Origin of the sequence: Dictyobacter vulcani (genome assembly GCF_008974265.1) — a bacterium.
GTDB classification, from domain to species: Bacteria; Chloroflexota; Ktedonobacteria; order Ktedonobacterales; family Ktedonobacteraceae; genus Dictyobacter; species Dictyobacter vulcani.
This window is the reverse complement of record NZ_BKZW01000003.1, coordinates 562,025-583,362: the sequence shown is the minus strand read 5'-3', so window position 1 is coordinate 583,362 and position 21,338 is coordinate 562,025. Positions and strand designations below refer to the sequence as shown.

General features: G+C 50.8%; 16 protein-coding genes and 1 pseudogene. 4 read left to right on the top strand and 13 right to left on the bottom strand.

Going from position 1 to position 21,338, the window contains the following annotated elements:
- The first annotated feature begins 152 nt into the window (after positions 1–152).
- The gene (locus KDW_RS26650) at positions 153–1,676 is read left to right on the top strand and encodes a hybrid sensor histidine kinase/response regulator (protein WP_162005639.1); all 1,524 of its coding nucleotides are present in this window, start codon (positions 153–155) and stop codon (positions 1,674–1,676) included.
- 173 nt (positions 1,677–1,849) lie between these two features.
- Here the strand turns inward: KDW_RS26650 and KDW_RS26645 are convergent, their stop codons facing one another.
- Complete coding sequence (locus KDW_RS26645) at positions 1,850–3,055, bottom strand: cytochrome P450 (protein ID WP_151758949.1); 1,206 nt, start codon at positions 3,053–3,055, stop codon at positions 1,850–1,852.
- A 269-nt stretch (positions 3,056–3,324) separates the two neighbouring features.
- A complete protein-coding gene (locus KDW_RS26640; protein WP_151758948.1) occupies positions 3,325–3,978 on the bottom strand; it encodes a TetR/AcrR family transcriptional regulator in 654 nt (217 codons plus the stop codon).
- 228 nt (positions 3,979–4,206) lie between these two features.
- Here KDW_RS26640 and KDW_RS26635 point away from each other — a divergent pair, with 228 nt between their 5' ends.
- Entirely contained in the window at positions 4,207–5,721 is a 1,515-nt protein-coding gene (locus tag KDW_RS26635; protein ID WP_151758947.1) for an acyl-CoA synthetase, read from the top strand.
- A 26-nt stretch (positions 5,722–5,747) separates the two neighbouring features.
- Here KDW_RS26635 and KDW_RS26630 read toward each other — a convergent pair.
- The 5 genes and pseudogenes from KDW_RS26630 to KDW_RS26610 all read right to left on the bottom strand — a co-directional run bounded on the left by KDW_RS26630 (position 5,748) and on the right by KDW_RS26610 (position 10,115).
- Positions 5,748–6,517: pseudogene (locus KDW_RS26630) on the bottom strand (3-hydroxybutyrate dehydrogenase).
- Between the two features lie 47 nt (positions 6,518–6,564).
- Complete coding sequence (locus tag KDW_RS26625; protein WP_151758946.1) at positions 6,565–7,272, bottom strand: ABC transporter ATP-binding protein; 708 nt, start codon at positions 7,270–7,272, stop codon at positions 6,565–6,567.
- Positions 7,259–8,086, bottom strand: coding sequence for an ABC transporter ATP-binding protein (locus tag KDW_RS26620; RefSeq protein WP_151758945.1), 828 nt, complete (start codon positions 8,084–8,086; stop codon positions 7,259–7,261). The genes KDW_RS26625 and KDW_RS26620 overlap by 14 nt, the downstream gene beginning before the upstream one ends.
- Entirely contained in the window at positions 8,083–9,180 is a 1,098-nt protein-coding gene (locus KDW_RS26615; RefSeq protein WP_151758944.1) for a branched-chain amino acid ABC transporter permease, read from the bottom strand. The genes KDW_RS26620 and KDW_RS26615 overlap by 4 nt, the downstream gene beginning before the upstream one ends.
- Positions 9,181–9,197: 17 nt before the next feature.
- Positions 9,198–10,115 carry a branched-chain amino acid ABC transporter permease gene (locus KDW_RS26610; RefSeq protein ID WP_162005638.1) on the bottom strand — a complete coding sequence of 306 codons (918 nt, stop codon included), beginning with the start codon at positions 10,113–10,115 and terminating at the stop codon, positions 9,198–9,200.
- 225 nt (positions 10,116–10,340) lie between these two features.
- On the opposite strand from KDW_RS26610, the gene KDW_RS26605 reads away from it, so the two are divergent.
- On the top strand, positions 10,341–11,570 hold the full coding sequence (locus tag KDW_RS26605) for an ABC transporter substrate-binding protein (RefSeq protein ID WP_162005637.1): 1,230 nt from the start codon (positions 10,341–10,343) through the stop codon (positions 11,568–11,570).
- A gap of 68 nt (positions 11,571–11,638) precedes the next feature.
- Positions 11,639–12,502, top strand: coding sequence for an alpha/beta fold hydrolase (locus KDW_RS26600; RefSeq protein ID WP_151758941.1), 864 nt, complete (start codon positions 11,639–11,641; stop codon positions 12,500–12,502).
- A 395-nt stretch (positions 12,503–12,897) separates the two neighbouring features.
- Here the strand turns inward: KDW_RS26600 and KDW_RS26595 are convergent, their stop codons facing one another.
- From KDW_RS26595 to KDW_RS26570, 6 genes are all read right to left on the bottom strand, one after another.
- Entirely contained in the window at positions 12,898–13,917 is a 1,020-nt protein-coding gene (locus tag KDW_RS26595; RefSeq protein WP_151758940.1) for an extracellular catalytic domain type 1 short-chain-length polyhydroxyalkanoate depolymerase, read from the bottom strand.
- 139 nt (positions 13,918–14,056) lie between these two features.
- The gene (locus KDW_RS26590) at positions 14,057–15,721 is read right to left on the bottom strand and encodes an extracellular catalytic domain type 1 short-chain-length polyhydroxyalkanoate depolymerase (RefSeq protein ID WP_151758939.1); all 1,665 of its coding nucleotides are present in this window, start codon (positions 15,719–15,721) and stop codon (positions 14,057–14,059) included.
- Positions 15,722–15,972: 251 nt separating this feature from the next.
- Positions 15,973–17,967 carry an acetoacetate--CoA ligase gene (locus KDW_RS26585; protein ID WP_151759089.1) on the bottom strand — a complete coding sequence of 665 codons (1,995 nt, stop codon included), beginning with the start codon at positions 17,965–17,967 and terminating at the stop codon, positions 15,973–15,975.
- A gap of 138 nt (positions 17,968–18,105) precedes the next feature.
- Positions 18,106–18,798: a response regulator transcription factor gene (locus tag KDW_RS26580; protein ID WP_151758938.1), complete on the bottom strand. Its 693-nt coding sequence runs from the start codon at positions 18,796–18,798 to the stop codon at positions 18,106–18,108.
- Between the two features lie 24 nt (positions 18,799–18,822).
- Positions 18,823–20,364: a sensor histidine kinase gene (locus tag KDW_RS26575; RefSeq protein WP_162005636.1), complete on the bottom strand. Its 1,542-nt coding sequence runs from the start codon at positions 20,362–20,364 to the stop codon at positions 18,823–18,825.
- A gap of 17 nt (positions 20,365–20,381) precedes the next feature.
- Positions 20,382–21,089: a cache domain-containing protein gene (locus KDW_RS26570; RefSeq protein WP_151758936.1), complete on the bottom strand. Its 708-nt coding sequence runs from the start codon at positions 21,087–21,089 to the stop codon at positions 20,382–20,384.
- Between the last annotated feature and the right edge of the window lie 249 nt (positions 21,090–21,338).

The window sequence follows — 21,338 nt, the reverse complement described above, 5'->3', positions numbered from 1 at the left end:
CATAGGAACAGGCCATTTTGAGTCAAGAAAAACAATAGTTCTATTCATTAGCTAATCCATTCCCGGATATGACTATACTACAAAAGAATAGGAAGAATGACACATTTTGTTTACCATCTGTCGCACCTGTATATTCACTCTGGAGGAGTTCTATGTCTGAGCAAGCGTGGCGTATCCTGATTGTTGATGATACGTCATCAGATCGCCAGCTTTTTCGCCACTATCTTAAACGCGATCCTGAAACGCACTATCAGATCTATGACGCGGTAAATGGTGCACAAGGTTTAGCGCTATGTGCGGAACAACAACTTGATTGCATCTTGCTCGATCATCATCTTCCCGATATGGATGGGGTGATGTTTATGCAAGCCTTGCAATCCCAGATGGTACATCACTTACCAGCCGTCATTTTCCTGACTGGCAGTGGCAATGAAGAAATTGCAGTGAAGGCGATGAAGGTAGGGGCCCTGGATTATCTCATCAAAGGGAAAACGACACCTGAGCATCTGCGTTCAAGCGTGATAAATGCGATTCGCACGGTTGGATTGCAGCAACATGTGGAAGAACAAGAGTTTGAAGTTGCGCAACAACATCAAGCGTTTCGCATGGTGGCGGAAAACGCCCCCGATATTATCGCCCGCTTTGATCCTGCTTTTCATCATATCTATGTCAATCCAGCCATGCTGCGAGCCACTGGCCTGGCGTTTAAAGAAGTGATTGGCAAGAGTAATCGCGAACTGCAGATGCCAGAAGAGAATACGGTGCTCTGGGAGCGTGCCCTGGGCGAAACGTTCGCCTCGAAAAAAGAGAAGATTATCGAATATACGTTTCCATCACCGGCTGGCATGCGCTATTATGAGTCTCATCTGGTCCCCGAACTGAATACCCATGGCGATATTATCTCTGTGCTTGGTGTGACCCGCGATATCACGGAAAAGAAAGAGCTGGACCAACGCAAAGATACCTTTATCAGTATGATCAGTCATGAGTTGCGTACGCCGTTGACCGCAGCTAAAGCGAATCTGCAACTGGTGCAACGCCGACTGCACAAACTCCAGCATAATGAAATGACGCTCTCCACAAATACGGCACAATCACTCACGGAGACGGCTTCGCTCATTCAGCGCGCCACGCGCCAGCTCGATATTCAGAATCGTCTGGTACAGGATCTTCTGGATGTGTCGCGGATTCAGAACCAGAAGCTTGAACTCGATTGCCAGCTATTGGATTTGGTCAAGCTGGTGCGTGAAACGGTCGAGGATCAACGTGCGCTTGCCTCACAACGCACCATTAATCTCCACATACCTACAGATGCTCCCATTATGGTGATGATCGATCATGTGCGGATTGGACAGGTATTGCAAAATTATCTGACCAATGCTTTGAAATACTCGGATACGTCCAAGACGGTTACGGTTGGCATCGATCTGGAAGAGGATCACGTGCGCATCTGGGTACAGGATCATGGTCAGGGACTCCAACAGGATGATCTTGAACATATCTGGGAGCGCTTTTTTCAGGTCACGCAACCCAACTTCAACGCTGGTCTGGGATTAGGGCTCTATATTTGCCAAACCTTGATTCATCTGCATAATGGTACCGTAGGCGTGACCAGCCATCCTGGCACTGGATCAACCTTCTGGTTCACCTTGCCCCTTGCTGCTATGCCTGCTTAAAATCTGGGCCCATAATCTCTTTCAACAGCTACCAGGATTTTTCATCTATCCACAATTATCAGTTTCCTCAATAAAGACAGAGCCATTCAGTCACCACTCGAAAAAGGAAGAAATGAATGGCTCGTCTCTGATACAAAGAATATTACATTTCTGGATTGCTTGAGTAACTGTATTTATACTTCAAACATAATCGGTAATGAGCGAATGTGATGCAAGGGACCATCTGTGATCTGGGTGGGGATAGCCGGGTCAGGCTGCACATTTTTGAGTTGATTAAGCAACATTGGTAGGATGATACTGGCTTCCAGGCGCGCCAGGGGCGCTCCCAGGCAGAAGTGCACGCCATGACCAAAGCTCAGATGGCGGTTGGGGCGGCGTTGAATATCGAAACGTTCGGGCTCGGAAAAGTACTGACTATCGTGATTGGCTGAGGCATTCCAGGCGTTAATAATTGCGTTGGCTGGAATAGCCTGCTGGCCCACTATGGTATCCACAAGCGTACGACGCACAGAAACCCAGAACGGCGGCAGGTAGCGGAGTACTTCTTCAATCGCTCCAGGCATCAATGCTGGTTGCTGGCGCAGTTGGGCATATGACTCGGGAAATTTCATTAAGCAGTAGAGCGTATTAACGATCAGGTTTTGCATCGTTTCCTGTCCGGCAACCAGCAGGAGGACGCAAAATTTTAGCAGTTCATCATCGCTCAATACTCCATCTTCATTGCTTGCCGTACTCAAGGCAGTGATCAGGCCTTCACGTGGATTGCGCCGGCGCTCACGCAAAAGATCAGCGATGTAATCATACATCTCCTGACCCAGGCGATTGTGGACGCTGGCTATCTCTTTAGGATTTTGAGGAGGAGTGTCGCCGTCTGTACCTTTTACCCAACGAGCCACAAGATGCCAATCCTCAAATGGTATTTCAAGCATAGCCGCAATCATATTGGTGGTTAAAGGCATCGCCAGATCAGACACGACGTCCATTTTTCCTTGAGATAGGAGTTTTGTCAGCATTTCTTGTGTGAGTTGACGAATACTGTCTTCCATGTGAGTAATAGCACGTTTAGTAAAGGCCTGATTGATGAGATGGCGCAAGCGGCGATGATCCGGTGGGTTACGAGCCACAATAGTATCTCGCAGAAAGAGATTTTCTGAGAAATTAGGTACATTTTCTGAAGAGAAGGTATCATGATCAGTAATTACTTGATAGACGTCATCATAGCGAAACACATGCCAGATATTCACCTGCCAATCATAGATCACAGGAGCATTGGCTCTCATATGTGCAAACCAGGAAAAACCCTTTAGTATCTCTTCAGCAGGCTGCGTCGCCACAGGATCAATAGTACCTGAATGTTGCTCTGTTTTATTTTGCATCATATAATCCTTCTAATCATCTTTTTCTCGTACACATTTTTTGGGAGTCATATACAGACTAATTAAAGTCAGGAGAAAAAGATATAAAATGTTTTTGAAGCATTTAATATGTATGTGTAACGCTTCTACATGACATTATACTGATTAGAAGTTTTTTTCCAAATTTTAATAGCATTAAATATGCTGCTGTACCTCAGGTATAGCTTGCATAAAAATAGATATATAAATGGACATCGACTGAAAAGCAATAGTTACCCTCAAGCATGGAATGTTTATCTATTATGCTCATGCAGGTTTACCGCCAGACCATTAGTGATAAATTCCATGATCGAATCAAAGACACTTTCTGGCAGTTCACTTCTGTACTCTACCTGTCCGCCTTCTGGTGGCCAGATTAGCCAGCGTAAGGCAATAAAATGTCCGATCCCCATCAACGTATAGGCAATGGCTTCTGGATCCAGGTTGCGAATACTGCCCTCATCCATGGCTTCTTGCAATCCACGGATATAGCCCTGGCTGATCTTATGGTAGTAGGCATAAAAAGCTTCGGGAGCTACACGTTCCGCTTCCTGAACGATACTATAAATGCGTCGATGGCTGGCAACAAACTGAAAAAAGGCCTGGAAACCCCGGCGCTCAATCTCGATACGATTGGAGGCGCCCGCAATGGCTGTGCGCATATCGGCTCGCAAACGTTCACCAATATCGCGGACAAGCTCTTCAAAGATCGTGCGTTTGCTATGAAAATAGATATAATACGTCCCCTGCGCAACGCCGGCCCGTCTGGTAATTTCTGAGATGCTGGCCTCGTAATATCCCAGTTCGCCAAAGACTTCTTCGGCGGCATCGAGAATCTTACGCCGGGTAGCCTCTCCCCGCGCCGTGACCGGCATCAGAGGATTCTCAGTTTCATTGCCTTTACTCATTATTAGTCCTCTACCTCTACTATCTTAAACAACATGATACCTGACCCATTTATCAGATTATACAATAGCTCTTACGAAAATCTCCCATATTCGTCCTTAACAATTATCCTTCATTGACTATAAGTAATACGAAAATTTCGGAAGTAGTAGAAGATTTGGTTGATTTCTTATACAATATGAACGAGGGGATTCAACACAGAACAATGTAGTTCCACACGGAGGTGGTCCATGACGTTCATTACTCCTGGCGAGTGGTTGGCCCGACGTGAACTTCTTAGTCCGGCTAAAGTGGGTTTAATCGATGATGAGACTGGCACACACTTTACCTATCACACGCTCAATCTGCGTGCCCGTGCCCTGGCGGCCTATCTACAGCAAAGTTACCACCTGCAGCAGGGTGAACGAGTAGCGATCCTGGCCTTCAACGCGCCTGAATATCTGGATGCATTTTTCGCCTGTACCTTGCTGGGAGCAATACTGGTACCACTCAACTGGCGCCTGACTGTGCGCGAGCTCAGTCTGATTCTCGACGATTGTCAACCGCGATTATTGCTCTATGACTCGGACCACGCAGACCTGATCAGTGTCCTGCAACATAGCTGGCAAGCATTACCAGCATTTGCATTCCAGCAATTTCCTGGTGCAGAGAAGGCGCTGGCGGCTCAGGTACGCTCCTTTATCACTAACGATGGTGAGGAGCCAGCGCTGATTCTTTATACATCCGGGACAACTGGTAGACCTAAAGGCGTGATGCTCTCGCAGCGTATGATTACCTGGAATGCGATCAATACGCAGGTTAGCTGGAGACTACGTGAAGAGGATATTGCGCCGGCATTTGCTCCTTTCTTTCATGCCGGTGGACTCAATGTGCTGACAACTCCTCTCTATCATCTGGGAGGAACGGTCGTGCTGCTGCGTCATTCGGCACCACAGACGATCTTTTCAGCTATTGAACGGCTGCGCTGTACGGTGGTATTCGCAGTCCCGACAGTTTTTCAGCAGATGTTGGAACATACTCATTTTAGCAGTACTGATTTTTCGTCGGTGCGCTTCTTTATTGCTGGAGGCTCTCCCTGTCCACCCGGTATCATTGCTGGCTATGCCAAGCGTGGACTGGGATTTCGACAGGGCTATGGCCTGACAGAGGTCGGCGTAAACTGCTTTAGCCTGGCACCAGAATATGCACTCAGTAAAGCTGGCTCGGTTGGACAACCTATCTTTCATTCGCGCGCTCGCATCGTCGATGAGCATGACCAGGATGTACCGCCAGGTGAAGTAGGCGAACTGGTACTGTCCGGTCCACATGTCTGCTCTGGCTACTGGCAACAGCCAGAGGCCACAGCTGAAGCCAATCACGGTGGCTGGTGGCATACTGGCGATCAGGCACGCTGCGATGCTGAGGGTTTTTATTATATTGTTGGCCGCAAGAAAGATATGTTTATCTCGGGTGGTGAGAATATCTATCCAGCTGAAGTCGAAAGTGTGATTATAACGCATCCCAAGGTACTTGAGGTGGCCGTCATTCCGCAGCCCGATGCTCGCTGGGGCGAGGTAGGCCTGGCGGTAGTTGTACCACGGATCGCCGACAGTCTGAGCGCACAAGAGATCCTGGATTTTTGCGCGGGAAAGCTTGCACGCTACAAACTTCCCCGTACTGTCCGTTTCGTGGAGGTACTGCCACGCAATGTCATGGGTAAGATCATGAAAGCTGAACTGGTCAAAGAATTTCAACATACCATCTGACCTCCAACCATGATCTGTCATAACACTTAGTGCGCGGTCCAACCACAGTCGATGGTCTGAGCGCTTCCGGTAATACCACTGGCAGCATCACTGCACAGATAGGTGGCCAGCTGCGCGACCTCGGCAGGCTCTATCAGGCGCTTGATAGCACCTTCGGCTACCATAATCTTCTCGACCACTTCGTTCTCAGGGATGTTATGGATTCTAGCCTGGTCGGTGATCTGCTTTTCGACTAAGGGGTTCGTACATAGGATGGGCAAATAGCATTGCAGGTGACGCCGTGTTCCGCCGCCTCCAGGGCAGTGACGCGGGTCAGTCCAAGAATGCCATGCTTGGCTGTCACATAAGCTGATTTAAATGGTGAGGCACGCAAAGCATGAACCGAGGCGATGTTGATGATGCGTCCCCAGTTACGTTTGTACATATCGGGTAACACAGCCTGTGTCAACAGGAAGGGCGCGGTCAGCATAATCTCGATAATCTGCCGCCACTTCTCTTCAGGGAATTCTATGATCGGGGCTACGTGCTGGATGCCTGCATTGTTGACCAGGATATCTACTCTCCCCTCGGACTGAATGGTGCTGGTGGCCAGGTTGTGTACATCTTCTGGTCGGGTCATGTCGGCGGCCTGGAAACGAGCCCCTTCCAACTCGGCTGCAGCCGCTCGTCCGCGTTCAACATCTACATCTGAGATAATCACACGTACACCCTGCCCCGCCAGATCCTGGGCGACCGCCAGGCCGATACCTGATGCAGCTCCGGTGACAATGGCGACTTTTCCGTTTAAGTTACTCATAAACAAAACTCCTTCTTCTCCACAGGTACATATCGATGCGGGCAACGTTAGCCACCCATGTATAGTTCTTGCACTGCTGAGTTGGCAGTTAAGGTGGTTGCCTCACCATTGAGGACAATGCTGCCACTCTGTAAGATATAAGCTGTATGCGCTACTTCCAGGGCCTGATGGGCGTTCTGCTCAACCAGTACAATTGTCAGGCCTTCTTCGCGGTTCAATTGCTCGATGACTTCAAAGACAGTCTCGACGATGATCGGGGCCAGACCATGTGACGGTTCATCCAGCAAGAGCAGGCGTGGATGTGACATTAAGGCGCGCCCGATCGCCAGCATCTGGCCTTCTCCTCCACTCAGGCTGGCTGCATGAGCCTGGAGACGCGTCTTCAAACGCGGAAAGCGTTCCAGGATACGTTCAATATCCTGCTCGATCTCTGTCCGTGAACGGCGCGTGTAGGCTCCCATCAACAGGTTTTCACGGACCGTGAGCGAGCCAAACAGGTCACGTCCTTCTGGTACCAGAGCCAGACCTTCCCGCAGGCGCTTTTCCGCCACCAGCCGTCCCACGGCTTTGCCAGCAAAATCTATCTTCCCGGATTTAATCGGGATAAGTCCGCTCAGCGCACGCATCAGGGTGGTCTTACCGGCCCCATTGGAGCCTAAAATAGCCACAATAGCGCCCTCGGGCACGTCAAATGATATGCCATGCAGCACTTCAAGCGAGCCATAGCCAACGTGCAGTTGCTCAACCTTCAACATGCGATACCCCCTCCTGCTGTACTGCTTTACTGGCTCCACGTCCCAGATACGCTTCCAGGACTGCCGGATCACTCAAGACAGTTTTGGGATCACCCTCGGCCAGCTTACTACCATAATCCAGTACACACACACGATCTGCCACGGCCTGAACCAGGCGCATGTTGTGCTCGATCAAGAGCAGGGTCGTGCCCAGTTCTTTTTGCCAGAAACGCAGGCGCGTGGCCAGTTCCTGTACTTCCTGGGGTGGTACACCTGCGGCTGGTTCATCGAGCAACACCAGGCGTGGATGCAGAACCAGGGCACGGGCTACACCGATCAATTTTTGGGCACCAAATGGTAGGGAACCGGCACGACGCTGAGCGTAGCTCTCTAAGCCGAGCAGGGTCAGGGTCTCCATGGCCTGCTGACGCGCGTGGGCATCTTCACGCTTACTGCGTCCAAAAGGCAGCATGCCTGAGAGGATGCCTGCCTGCAACTGTGTATGGCGTGCGGTCAACAAATTATCAAGCACAGTCATACTGCTAAAAAGCTGCAATTGTTGAAACGTGCGCCCGATGCCGAGTGAGGCCCGTTTGTGTGCTGGCAAAGACAGGAGCTCCCGTCCCTCAAATTGAATATTGCCAGCCGCTGGCTTGATCAATCCACTAATACAGTTGAGCACGGTCGTTTTACCAGCTCCATTAGGGCCGACGAGGGCAAAGATCTCACCTTCCGCGATCTGCAAATCCAGTTCATTGATCGCGACCAGGCCACCAAAGCGCACCGTCAGCTTGTGAATTTCCAGTAATGAACGTGCTGGCACCACCTCAGTCATTCTGTCCCTCCCTTGGATGGTTTGCGCTGCAGCCAGTTGCCTGCCTGTGTTCCCAGACTACTCAAACCACTGGGAAAGAAGATCAGGACCAGCAATAACAATAGTCCATAGATACCTGTAATCAAGGTTGAGATCTGCAATTGGAACGAACCAATCACCATTGGACTGGGCAATTGACCCAGGAGCAAGGGGAGAAAGCCAACAAAGATGGCTCCCAGTATCGAACCGGTCAGTGAACCCAGACCACCCACAACGATCATAGCCAGAAAAGCGATGGTCTGGTCCGCGCTCGACATACTTGAGGAGGCGGTGGTGGCCCAGGTCGCATACAGGGAACCAGCCAGCCCGGTCATGGCAGCGCTGATCACAAAGGCCTGTAGCTTATATTTGGTTAAATTGATGCCAAAGGCTTCGGCCGCCGTTTCATTATCCCGAATCGCGATCCAGGCCCGGCCAACCCGCGAATGGAGCAGGTGATAACTTAAGAAAAGCAGGCAGACCACGATAGCAAAGATGAAATAATAGAGAGTGCGGTCATCATTCAAAAAATCTGGTAGGTTGCTCAGATCATAGTTCTGGCGTCCGGCCGTGGTATCCCAGAAATTCAGGAGTGCGCCCACGGTCGTGACCAATCCTAATGTGGCTACAGCCAGGTGGGCACCGGAAATACGTAGCGCGGGTGTACCAACGATCAAACCGAGCAGTGCCGAAACCACAACCGCTGCCAGAATCCCAATCCAGTAGGGCTGCCCAAGATCGCTGCTCAACCAGGTCAAAACATACGCGCTCACACCAAAGAAGGCCGCATTGCCCAATGATGGCTGGGCCGCGTAGCCGGTGAGAATGTTCTGAGCCAGGGCCGCCAGAATAAAGATACCAATCAACGAGATATGGTGCAATTGAAAATCTGAACTACCACCAAAGATAAGATCCGAGAGCATTGGCAACAGGATCAACGCCAGGATACCCGCGATACAGCCCAACCAGACGCGTTGACTGGCGAGGCGGCCACCGAGCGTTTTTTTACCTGTGAGCTCTGGTTGCGCCACTACGTCGGGCGCGAGCTCCTGATCCACTGCTGGCTTCTGTGTCATCGCTGCCACTCCTTCTGCTATACACGCCGCAGCAGTGCCCGACCACGCAGCCCTTGCGGCCTGATCAGCAGCACTATCACAAATCCTACAAAGATCAATGTATCGCGGATCGCCGGATTGCTCATATCTACTGCTCCAAGCATGTGTCCGGCCAGGAAATAAGCCAGTAGATTGCTAACCAGGCCAACCAGGATCCCGCCAATGAGCGATCCAGGCAGGCTATCCAGGCCTCCCAACACAGCTCCAATAAAGGCTGGTAGCAGAATAGGATCCATAAATTGGACATTGATCAGGTTGCTCTGACCGGCCAGTAAGATCCCGCAGATCGCTGCCAGGAATGAGCTCAAAGCCCAGACCAGCATAAAGATACGTCCCACGGAAGCTCCCATCAAACGCGTTGCGGGAATATTATCGGCCATGGCGCGCATGGCGATACCCATGCGGGTATGCATCAGAAAGAGGTTTAAGACCAGCATCAGGCTCGCAGTCACCACCAGAATGACGATATCGATGGCCGACAAATAGACTCCGCCCAGATGGAGAGCCTGACCTTCAAAAGGAGTTGAAAAGTGCTGCACTTCAGCCAGCTGCGGCCAGATAGCCTGGGCAATCGTTTCCAATACCAGAGCCAGAGCCAGTGTGGCAATAGCTTTGGTGAAGACCGGCGCGTGCAGTACAGGGCGAGCAAAGCCACGCTCCAGCACGATCCCCAGGAGGAGTGAAAATAACAGTGTGAGTACCAATGCTATCCAGAAATTGAGTCGGGGGCCCGTCAACAAAATATACATAAAACAGGCGCACAGGGAAGCAATGGCCCCATAAGCAAAATTAAGCACTCCCGTAGTGCGATAGATCAACACGATCCCTAGCGTTAATAGTCCATACAGACTGCCTGTTACCAGTCCCGCTATGACGACTTGCAAAAATGCGCTCATTGCATCTGCCTCCGTCCTGGCTATGAATTCCATTCACAAGCACCAACATGACAGGTGAGTCATGTTTTATGTATCATGCCATGAAGATGATACTGCTGTCAAGAGATGCTTTTTTATGCGTACCCCCTTGACATTCATGTCTGGATCGGTTATATGTGAAACATGACTCATGTATCATATTTTTTTGACCACGCAAGTGGTGTTAACAAAAGGGAGCTAGACAGCATGGATCTTTTTGTTCGGCTGCGGATAGGAAAACGATATGCAGCGTTGCTGGTTACCGTGGCCGCCATGTTTGCCCTGGCAGCATGTGGGGGCAGCGATAGCAATACCACAACAGCGGCCAGCGCACCTGGTGTGAGCAACGATACCATTACGATTGGCGCGGTCCTGGATACGACGGGACCATTGAAAGTCATCTGCGCACCAATCCTGGCCGGGGATCAACTCTATTTCGACAAAATCAATGCGGCCGGCGGTATCAATGGACGCAAAGTAAAACTGGTTCAAGTCAGTGATGATGGTGTCTCAACCAAAACCAAGGGAGCAGTACGGCAGTTGTTTGAGCAGGACAACGCGTTCGCGCTTTTCCAGGTCTGCGGTTCAGGGAATGCGAATGTAGCAGAAAGTTATATCAGCGCGAAAAAAATTCCTTTTGTTGATCCAATTGGTGGTGGCGCGAAGTTCAAAGATGCACAGGGCAAAGCTCTTCCCTGGGTCTGGATGACACAGCCCAATTATGGGGATGAAGGCCACGTCATAGGCTATTATCTCACCAACAAGCAGCATGCTAAAAAGGTTGGCTTGCTCTATGAGGATGATGTGCTGGGCTTGCAGCAAAAAACGACCTTAGGTGAAACGTTACAAAAAAATGGAGCTCAGTTGGTAGCGTCAGTAGGTTATAGCCCGACTCAGCCCGATTTTACAGCGGCGGTACAAACCTTGAAGGCCAGCCATCCAGATGTCATCGTCCTGAATGGTTTGCCCGGTCCTACGGCTAAATTCGTGGCCGCCGCGACCAGCCAGGGCTATCATCCAGCCATGGGCTATCTGGCCAATTATCCAATGGCCGATAATTCCTGGGCAAAAGTGCTCGGACCCGCTGGAGAAGGTATGTATGTGAGCGGCTATACCAGCACCACTTCACCCGTAGGTCAGGAATACTTAAAAGCGACCTCAAGTGACGCGGCATTCAGCGCATACAAGTTCTATGGCTACATCAACTCCAAGATATTCTCAGATGCGCTGACCAAAGCGGGTAAAAACCTGACCCGCGATAGTCTGCGCGACGCGTTAGACCACGATTTCAATAATTATGATACGGGCTTTGGTCCCAGCCTGACATGGACCCCAGATAAGCACGGTGGCGTAAGTGATTTTATGTTCCTGCAAATCAAAAAAGCTCAACTGACTCAGGTCAGTGATTTTATCAAAGCGTCACAAGTCGGGCAGTAATATCCATCAAACGCAGTTAGACCTGGAGGTATCCTCACCTCCAGGTTTCTTGATAAGGGGTCAAACCTATGCCACTACAACCGGTCAGCGATACATTTGTAACCACCGACAGGCTCACCCACCATTATGTCCAATGGGGAACCCATGGAACGCCGATCATCTGTGCTCATGGTCTGACGGCAAATGCCTTCTGCTTCCAGGCAATTGCGGAAGAACTGGCGCGTGATCATCGTGTCTTTGCGTATGATCTCCGTGGTCGCGGTCGCAGCGACCGGCCAGAACACGGCTATAGCGTGCCAATCCATGCTGCGGACATGGCAGCGTTCATCGATGCGCTGGAACTGGAACAGCCAGTTATTATTGGACACTCGCTGGGTGCTTTAATCTCGCTGTACTTTGCGGCCCACTATCCCACGCGCTTAAGCAAACTGGTTCTGTTAGATGGCGGAGCACCGCTTCCCTGGCAAAAAATAGAAGACCAGCCAGCCTGGTTAAACGCGGCCGTCAGCCGTCTGGGCGTGGCAGTCCCATCCTATCAAGAATACATTGAGCGCCTCAAAGCGGCTCCATTTTTGGGACCTTACTGGAATGAGTATGTGGATATCTACTTTGAAAATGATGTCGCCATCCAGAGTGATGGATCAGTTATCTCGCGCAGTTATCGCGAAGGCATTTTGGAAGAGGGACAACACGCGGATGAGGCCAAACCTGAAGAACAATGGGACCATGTTACTGTCCCCACCTTGATTCTGCGCGCAGGTCAGGAACTCTTCGCTCCTGATGATCAACTCCTCTCTGAAACAGCAGCCGCTACTATGCAACAGGCCATAAAAGACAACCAGTTCATGAATTTTCCTACTCTCAACCACTATACCTTGCTATTCAATGTAGAACCAGAACCAATTGCAGCCATTAGCGCCTTCATCTCCTAGCTAAACGACCCACTCCTACGGCTCTGCCTCATATGTGTGAGGCAGAGCCATCGTCATATCGTAGCGGCAGCCCTGGCGGCCAATACTTTTCGGTTAGGGATGGAATGGCTACAATGGTGGCATGATCATGAAGCAACGCATGCAAAAATGATCAAGAGAGATACAAATGGTAGGTTCGACCCTTTGGGTCGATTGTCTCCCCCCACACGAATGCATTGCCTCACATGTCATAGCTTGCTCATGGTCAAGCAAGGATATTATGCAGGGAACCAATCGACCCAAAGGGTCGAACCTACTTTCGTTCATCTCCTCTAAGGATCAAACCGTCCCTGGGCTTAAGCGAAACGTATTGGCCCTGGCGGCTGCAGTCAGTACACGTACGAAAATCCTTTCGGCTAACTATTCATAGCATGGTTCATGAAAAACGTATACATGGCATTGGTGGCACCAGGTCCATATGGATCTGTATATGAGCCACTGCTACTCCCACCAGACCAGGCATGCCCCATACCATAAACTTTCCAGTATTCCTCAATCTCTTTACCACTATTATCATTCCAGGTCTGCGTGGTATACGAATACCCACCCGAAACGGTCCCATTATTCGTGGTTGAGGGACTGCTAAAGCTGGCGTTATAGCTGCCATTAGAAGCCAGTCGATCGGTCTGCATCCATTGCTGAATCACCTGGTTACCATTAATTGGATAGACGGTAAAATCGCTCTGCCCCTGGAAATCAATGGTTGGCACAACACGGGCCGCGCCACCCATAGCATTGTAGGCGGCCTGTCCCTGCTGCGTTGGACTGGGCCCACCATATACCTGTACCGCAGCCGCTGTGAACGCCGAAGTAGACGCCTGATACTCTAATCCTGAGTGGACACCAATGGCGGCAAAAATATCTGGATAGGCCGCACCCATGATCGAGGACATCGCGGCTCCGGCCGATATGCCTGCGACATAGACGCGATTACTATCAATCGTCCATTGGGAAGTTGTCTGCTTGACCGTCTGAGTAATACCGGCAATGATAGCCGCCTCGCCACTGCCACGTACCTGATTGGAAGGATCAAACCAGTTCCAGCACGCGGTAAGGTTATAGCTACTTGTCTGCTGTGGATAGACCACAATAAATTGCTTCTGGTCCGCCAGCGCATTCATTCGAGTGCCATTGGCAAAGTCAGTGGGGGTTTGTGTACATCCGTGCAACATGACAATCATGGGTACAGTAGTCCCAACCTGGTAATTAGCGGGGGTGTAGACATAATATGGCCGACTACCGGTTGACCCATTATAGCTGTAGCGTGTGAAGGTACCACTACTGGCGTGTGCCCGCTGGTTAAACGGAACCATAACTGCCAGCAGGATAACCATGAACATGGTCAGGGCAGTCAGGCAGCGCAACAATTTGGACATCAAAGCCTCCTCTTTAGACTAATTGATACTGGATTTTCAGGACAGGCGTGTAAAATCCATAGGAATCGTGGTGTCGGAACAGCAAACACCGGCTTGCTGCTCCGACTTTTTCTCCGACTTTTTCAAGTAGCGAGGATATCTATTGATACTGGATTTTCAGGACTGGCACGTAAGATCCAGCTGAATCTCCACTGTAAAAATCCATCACATCCATCTGGTAGGTGTTCTTGGTTGCCAGTTGGAAATGGATTCTGAACTGGGTATGCCCGCTTCCATTGATGTACTTGAAGGCGCTGGAGTCCACGGTCTCCGTGGTCGCCTGATTGGTCTGGGTCGGCACAATATTGAAGGCGCCAACGTTGGTTTGACCGGCGCTGGCATTGTAGTCAGCCTGTTCCAGTGCGTTATTGCCATTGAAACCACCAATCGGCGCGATATCAGCATTGATTGAGCCTAGATCGTTTTGATAGTAGTAGGGATCGTAACGATACAGGGTCAGGGTCGCGCTGACGATGGTCGAGCCGGCCGGGATCTTGCTGGTGTCAAATGAAACGATGCTGACTTCGGCCTGGTTGAGCGAGGTTGAGCCGGCCTGTAGATAGGCCAGCGAGCCCATCGGAAGACCATCATTGGGATACACATAACCGTCTTCGCTAGCCAGCGAGGATAGGGTGATGCTCTTGGTGGGCGGTGGTGTTGGAGTCACAGTCGGCGTCGATCCTGGAGTCGCGGTTGGTGTCGGGGTGGATCCAGGGGTCGGCGTTGGTGTGGGTGGAGGATTCTGGCCATTCATGGGATGGTTCATGAAAAATGTATACATAGCATTGGTGGCGCTGGGTCCCTTGGCATCTGTATACGATCCACTACTGCTGCCACCGGACCAGGCATGGCCCATGCTATTAATTTTCCAGTATTCCTCAATTTCTGTGCCACTATTATTGTTCCAGGTCTGCGTGGTATACGTATAGCCACCCGAAACGGAACCATTCGTCGTGGTTGAAGGACTGCCAAAGCTGGCGTTATAGCTCCCATTGGACGCCAGGTGATCGGTCTGCATCCATTGCTGGATGACCTGGTCGCCATTGACCGGATAGACGGTATAATCGCTCTGTCCCTGGAAATCAATGGTTGGCACGACACGGGCCGCGCTGCCCATGGCGTTGTAGGCCGCCTGTCCCTGCTGTGTTGGACTGGGACCACCCTGCGACATTGCTGTAACACCCGCTGTCTGCGAGGTAGCCGCTTGATACTCCAGTCCTGAGTGCACAGCAATGGCCGCGAAGATATCTGGATAGGTCGCACCCATGATCGCGCTCATCGCGGCTCCAGCCGACATACCCGCGACATAGACACGGTTACTATCAATCGTCCACTGGGAAGTTGTCTGCTCGACCGTCTGAGCGATACCAGCAATGATGGCCGGTTCACCACTGCCACGCGCCTGATCGGCCGTCTGAAACCAGTTCCAACACGAGGAGGAATTGTAGGTGCTCGTCTGCTGCGGATAAACCACAATAAACTGCTTCTGATCTGCCAGTGCATTCATCTGGGTACCATTAGCAAAGTCGGTTGGGTTTTGTGTACATCCGTGCAACATGACGATCATGGGAACAGCGGTCCCAACCTGGTAGTTAGCGGGGGTGTAGACATAATAAGGACGACTGCCAGCAGAGCCATTATAGGTGTACTGCGTAAAAGTACTGCCGCTGGCATGCGCCTGACGGATAAAAGATGGAACAATAAACATCAATACGGTGACCAGAACCAGGGTCACGGCCGCGAGACAGCGAAAGAGTTTTGACATGAAAGCCCCCTCTCACAACTATGTTATGAGACCGCTACCCGCAAAGCTTACGCGGATAGCGGCAAAGACTGCTCAACTTTGAGCACATAAAGAGCCAGGCTAAATAAATTCAGTTTGTCAACGCCATTTAACAGGTCAGGCTAAATAAATAAAGCGATACAGTTGAAGCATTACAGGAACATGACACATGATTCATATATCAGATAAATCAATGATTTGTCAAGGGGGTCAGCTATAATCATAGATTTTGCTCAATTACTCACGGCAGATCCGTTCGTAGTTCTGAATTGGGCGGCAATACGGATAAAATCATCAAAAGCGTGGGGATTACTCAATGTATCCAGACTGACAACCTTCTCCAGGGGCAGACCCATAAACAGCTTTTTCACCGGTACTTCCAGTTTCTTTCCACTCAGGGTACGTGGAATTTCGTGAACAGCCACCACTGCATCTGGAACATAGTGCGGAGAAATAGTCGAGCGTAGTTTGGTCTTTATCTTTTTACTTACATCTTCCGTGAGGGGTTGCGCATCTTTCAGGACGACAAACAGAGGCATATAATAAGCTCCATCAGGCAACTCAACACCAATCACCAGGCTATCAACCACCTCGGGTAAATCCTCAACGGCTCGATAGATCTCGCTACTCCCCATCCTGATACCTTTACGATTAATGGTTGAATCCGAGCGGCCGGAAATGATCGCACTCCCTCTGCTGGTCAACTCTATCCAATCGCCGTGACGCCAGATGCCGGGATAGGAAGCGAAGTAGCTTTCACGATGGCGTTTCCCCTGAGGATCATTCCAGAAATAGAGTGGCATCGAGGGTAGAGGTTCTGTCAGCACCAGTTCGCCCACAGTATTGATCACCGGGCGTCCCAGTTCATCAAATGCTTCCAGTTTGGCCCCCAGCACCCTGGTCTGGATTTCGCCCGCATAGACTGGAAGTAGAATAGAGCCACCGAGAAAGGCCGAGCAGACATCGGTGCCGCCACTGATCGAGGCCAGCCAGAGATCCTGCTTGACCGCCTGATAGACCCAGCGAAACCCTTCCGGCGGGAGCGGTGATCCAGTCGACCCCAGCGCACGGAGTTGCGTTAGCTGATAGGTTTGACCCGGAGTAATCTCAGCCTTCATACACGCGGTCAGATAGCCAGCACTGGTACCAAAGACGGTAATCCCGGCTTCTTGCACGAGATTCCATAAACCACCGATGTCAGGATAATTGGGACAACCATCGTAGAGCAGGATCGTACTACCAACCAACAAACCACCAACCAGCAAATTCCACATCATCCAGCCAGTAGTGGTATACCAGAAAAAGCGATCCTCGGGCTTGAGATCCATATGCAAGTGCAGAAACTTCACATGCTCAAGCAAAATACCTCCCTGACTATGCACAATCGCCTTGGGCAGTCCGGTCGTTCCAGAAGAGTAGAGTACCCACAGAGGATGATTAAATGCTACCTGGGTACAGGTTAAAGTGGTATCAGATGCAAGCAACTCGTTCCAGAGCAGCATATCTGCATCGTTTGTCAGGTCAGGTGCCTCATAGATCGATGGAATCAAGATGGTTTTGCGTAATGTTGGCAGTGCCTGGCGCAGTTCCGCCACGGTCGAACGTCGATCCTGCAATTTGCCATTGTAGCGATAGCCATCAGTAGCGAAGAGTACGCATGGCTCAATCTGTTGAAAGCGATCCGCCACGCTTTTGGTGCCGAAGTCAGGAGCGCAACTGGACCAGATGGCACCGATACTGGCACAGGCCAGGAAGGCAATCACGGCCTCGATATTGTTGCGTACATAAGCCACGACGCGATCGCCTACGCCAACACCTAACGCCTTCAGTCCATTGGCGACGGCACCCACTTTATGCTGTAATTCTTGCCAGGAAACCTCTTGCAATGGACCCGTCTCAGAGCGGAAGAGCAGCGCCGGACGATCTGGTGTGGCATGCCGAAATACCTGTTCCACGTAGTTTAATCTGGCTCCCACAAACCATTCAGCCCCGGGCATCTGGCGTGAGGCCAGCACCTGTGTATAGGGCTCGGATGCCTGGATCTGCATATATTGCCAGATAGAGGCCCAGAAATCTTCCAGATGGTTGACCGACCAGTCCCACAGTTCTGCTTGCGTCTCCATGTGCACGTCTTTTTCTTGCTGCAGCCAATGCATATAACTGCTCAGATTGGCCTGTTGCTTGATTTCATCCGCCGGTTTCCAGAGTAAGTTAGGCTCCTCAGACATATATTCCATGCGCTCAAATCTCCTTCAGATTTATGAAAAAGAACACATTATCAGGCTACTATACAAATATGACACATGAGTCATATATCATGTTAAAAAGCCGTTGTCAAGCCAGAACCAGCGACTGATGACCTTTTTTTAGCCGACCATATAGTAGCCGATGCCAGGTTCAGTTATGATGTGCGTGGGTTGAGCAGGATTATTTTCAAGCTTGCGACGCAGGCGACCGATGTAGACACGCAGATATTCAGCTTCGCTGCGATATTCACTCCCCCAGACACGTCTGAGCAGGGACTCATGCGTGAAGATCTTATCTGGATGGAGCGCGAGTTCTTGCAGGAGCTCAAATTCAGTGGGCGATAATTTAACCAGGATGCTATCTTTCCAGACGCGTCGCTGCTCAAAATCGATTTCAAGGTTTCCGAAGCGCCGGGTGCCAGCAGAAATAGGATGGTCGGCCCAATGATTTCGGCGCAGGACCGCTTTGATGCGGGCCATCAACTCACCGATACTAAAGGGCTTGGTCAGATAATCATCAGCCCCTTGCTCCAGGGCCGCGATTTTATCAGCATCTTCTCCCAGCGCGGTCAGGATAATAATGGGCACGGTACTACTTTTACGGATGCGCCGACACACTTCCAGGCCATCCATCCGTGGCATCATAATATCTAGAATTACCAGCGCAAAATTATTTTTCTCAAACAGGGCCAGCGCCTCCAGTCCGTTACTCGCCAGTGAGACCTTGAAGGTTCGCAGTTCCAGGTTGCGCTGCACAAAATCCTGAATTCCTGGCTCGTCATCTACGACGAGGATGTGCTTTTCCAGTGGCATACGTTGACACTCTTTCTTGTGGTACTAGAAGATTTCTTCCAGTTTAAAGGGACGAACTGGCGAATTGGCAGTATGGAGTAAACGTTCGGGTAACCAGATGTGGAAACTCGCACCAGCTTTTCCATCACCACGATTCGCAGCCCAGATATGGCCACCATGGGCCTCGACAAACCCACGACAGATAGCCAGTCCCAATCCAACCCCGCTACTACTGCGTTCACGACCCCCATCAACCTGATAAAAACTTTCAAAGATCTGCTCGGTCAGGTGAGCCGGTAAACCAGGACCATTATCTTCCAGGCTCAGACAGATGCCACTCTCCTCTGGCTCTTGAGTGTAGCGCACATTGATGGCTACCTCAGCTTCGCCACCGGCATAGCGGCGGGCATTCTCCAGCAGATTGCGCAGCACCATCTCGATGCGACGTTGATCGATATAGATTACGGGCAACTCGTCAGGTAAAGAGAGTTGGATCTGCAGCTGGCCATTCTCAGCATTCTCCAGGACTCGGGTAAGCAGGATATCCAGACGGCACAGGCTAGGTGCCAGCTTGAGGGTGCCGGCCTCCAATTGCGACATCTCCAGCAAGCTGGTGACCAGTTCAGCCATGCGATCGCCTTCTTCGACAATACGAAGCAGGAAATCTTGCTGCATATGTTCATCAACTTCGATATCAGTCTCCAGCAAACTGGTGGCGTAGCCTTTGATCGTGGTGAGCGGCGTGCGTAATTCATGGGAGACAATGGCCAGGAGATTCTGCTTGACCTGCTCGGCTTCGTTCTGCCGGGTCACGTCACTCATAATCTTGCCGCGACCAATAAGCTGGCCCGCCATATCCTGTACCTGGAACAGGCGCATGCGGATATGCCGTCGCGATGGCACCAGCTGGCCAAGTTGATTGTAGTAGCCATGCACCTGGAACTCGATAACCTGTGGTCCAGCGCCGCTTTCGGCCTGATGCAGTGCCTCCAGATATGCCTCGGGCTTTTCCGCCAGAGCTTCCATGCGCTCGGTCAAATGTTTGGGCTGAAAAGTATCCTGGGAAATAACTGGCATTGACATACCCACAAATTGGGTGAAGCGATGATTGGCATAGACGACCTCGCCCGCTGGGTCTTCCAGCAGTACTCCTTCGTCCATACTGAACAGCAAGGCATCCAGGGTTTGCAGGCGAGAATAGCTCTGCTCATCGCTTTTACGAAAGAGCGTGTGGATCTCTTCTTCCATATCGGAGAAGGCATTGACCAGCCGCCCGATCTCGTCCTGCCGACTCTTTTCCCGCACCAGTAAGCGGTGATTGGTGACTTTCCTGGACTGATCAGGCTTGATCATGGCAACCGCCTGAGCCAATCTGGAAATAGGGGCAACCACCCAGCCATGCATGACAAACCAGAAGACACTGGCTCCAACCAGCAACATGATCAAAGCAATAATCAGACTATGCTGAAAACTGATTACAGTGGCAAAAGTATCGTCAACCGGTCGTCCAACCGCTACCACCCAGCCAGTTTCACGAATCGGCACATAACTATACAGCCAGTCGCGCTGTCCATCCCTGGCAACCACATTATCTGCCTTACCAGTTAACGCTGCACGCAATTCCGGCATACGCTGAAGTAAAGAGATATCCGAAGACGCCCTTGCGTGTTGACAATGGATGCACCCTGACTATCCATAATCCAGATGCGCATCTCGCCATTTTGTTTAAACTGCTGCTGTACTGCCAGCAAGTGTGGCTGTAATTGTTGTTGCACTACTGTCAGCATGACCACGCCGGCCAGTTGCTGTTTACCACGAATAATGGGAGCGGCAATCGCCACAGTATATGTGTAAGCTGACTGCACACTTTGCCTTAGCAGTAGAAAGCTTTTGCCGGATTTCTGTAATTCCTGCAAAACTGGTACAGCACTGAAGAGTTGTCGCGTATTCAGATCTATCTGCGGATATGTGAACAATAACTTGCCCGTGGCATCATAAACAAAATATTGGCCGATCTCGGGATGGACACGTTTGGAGGTACTGAATTGCGCATCAAGCTGCGGCCGATCCAGTTGCACGGCGGCTGAACTTTGTGCCAGTTCCCAGGCTTCTTTAGCCGTACCCTCAACATAGGTATGCGCATCCTGCGCCAACGCCTGGGCCAGACTTAAATCCGCCTGCTGCGCGCTTTGTTGCAGAGCATCATGCTGAAAAAAATAGAGTTCAGCACCACCAAGCACCAGCGGAATCACAAACAGACCGTAGAAGACGAGTAGCTGTAATGTTATTTTGCGTTCCAGTATTTTCAGCATCGGTTAGCTTCACTCCCATAACTGCGCTCTAGTAGTCTGTCAGACATCATGTGCCGGGGAAGCGGGGATGCAAGCGAGCATGCCGGGGGCATGATCAAGCGGCGAGCCCCTTGAATGGGGGCTCGGGGGCTGTGCCCCCGGCATCTCCCCCCATCCACGAAGTTTGACAATGTACTAGTGGTTATAGTATGCGCCAATATGACGAGCAATTCAACTCTTTATGCTGGCACGCTCAAAAATGTTTATATT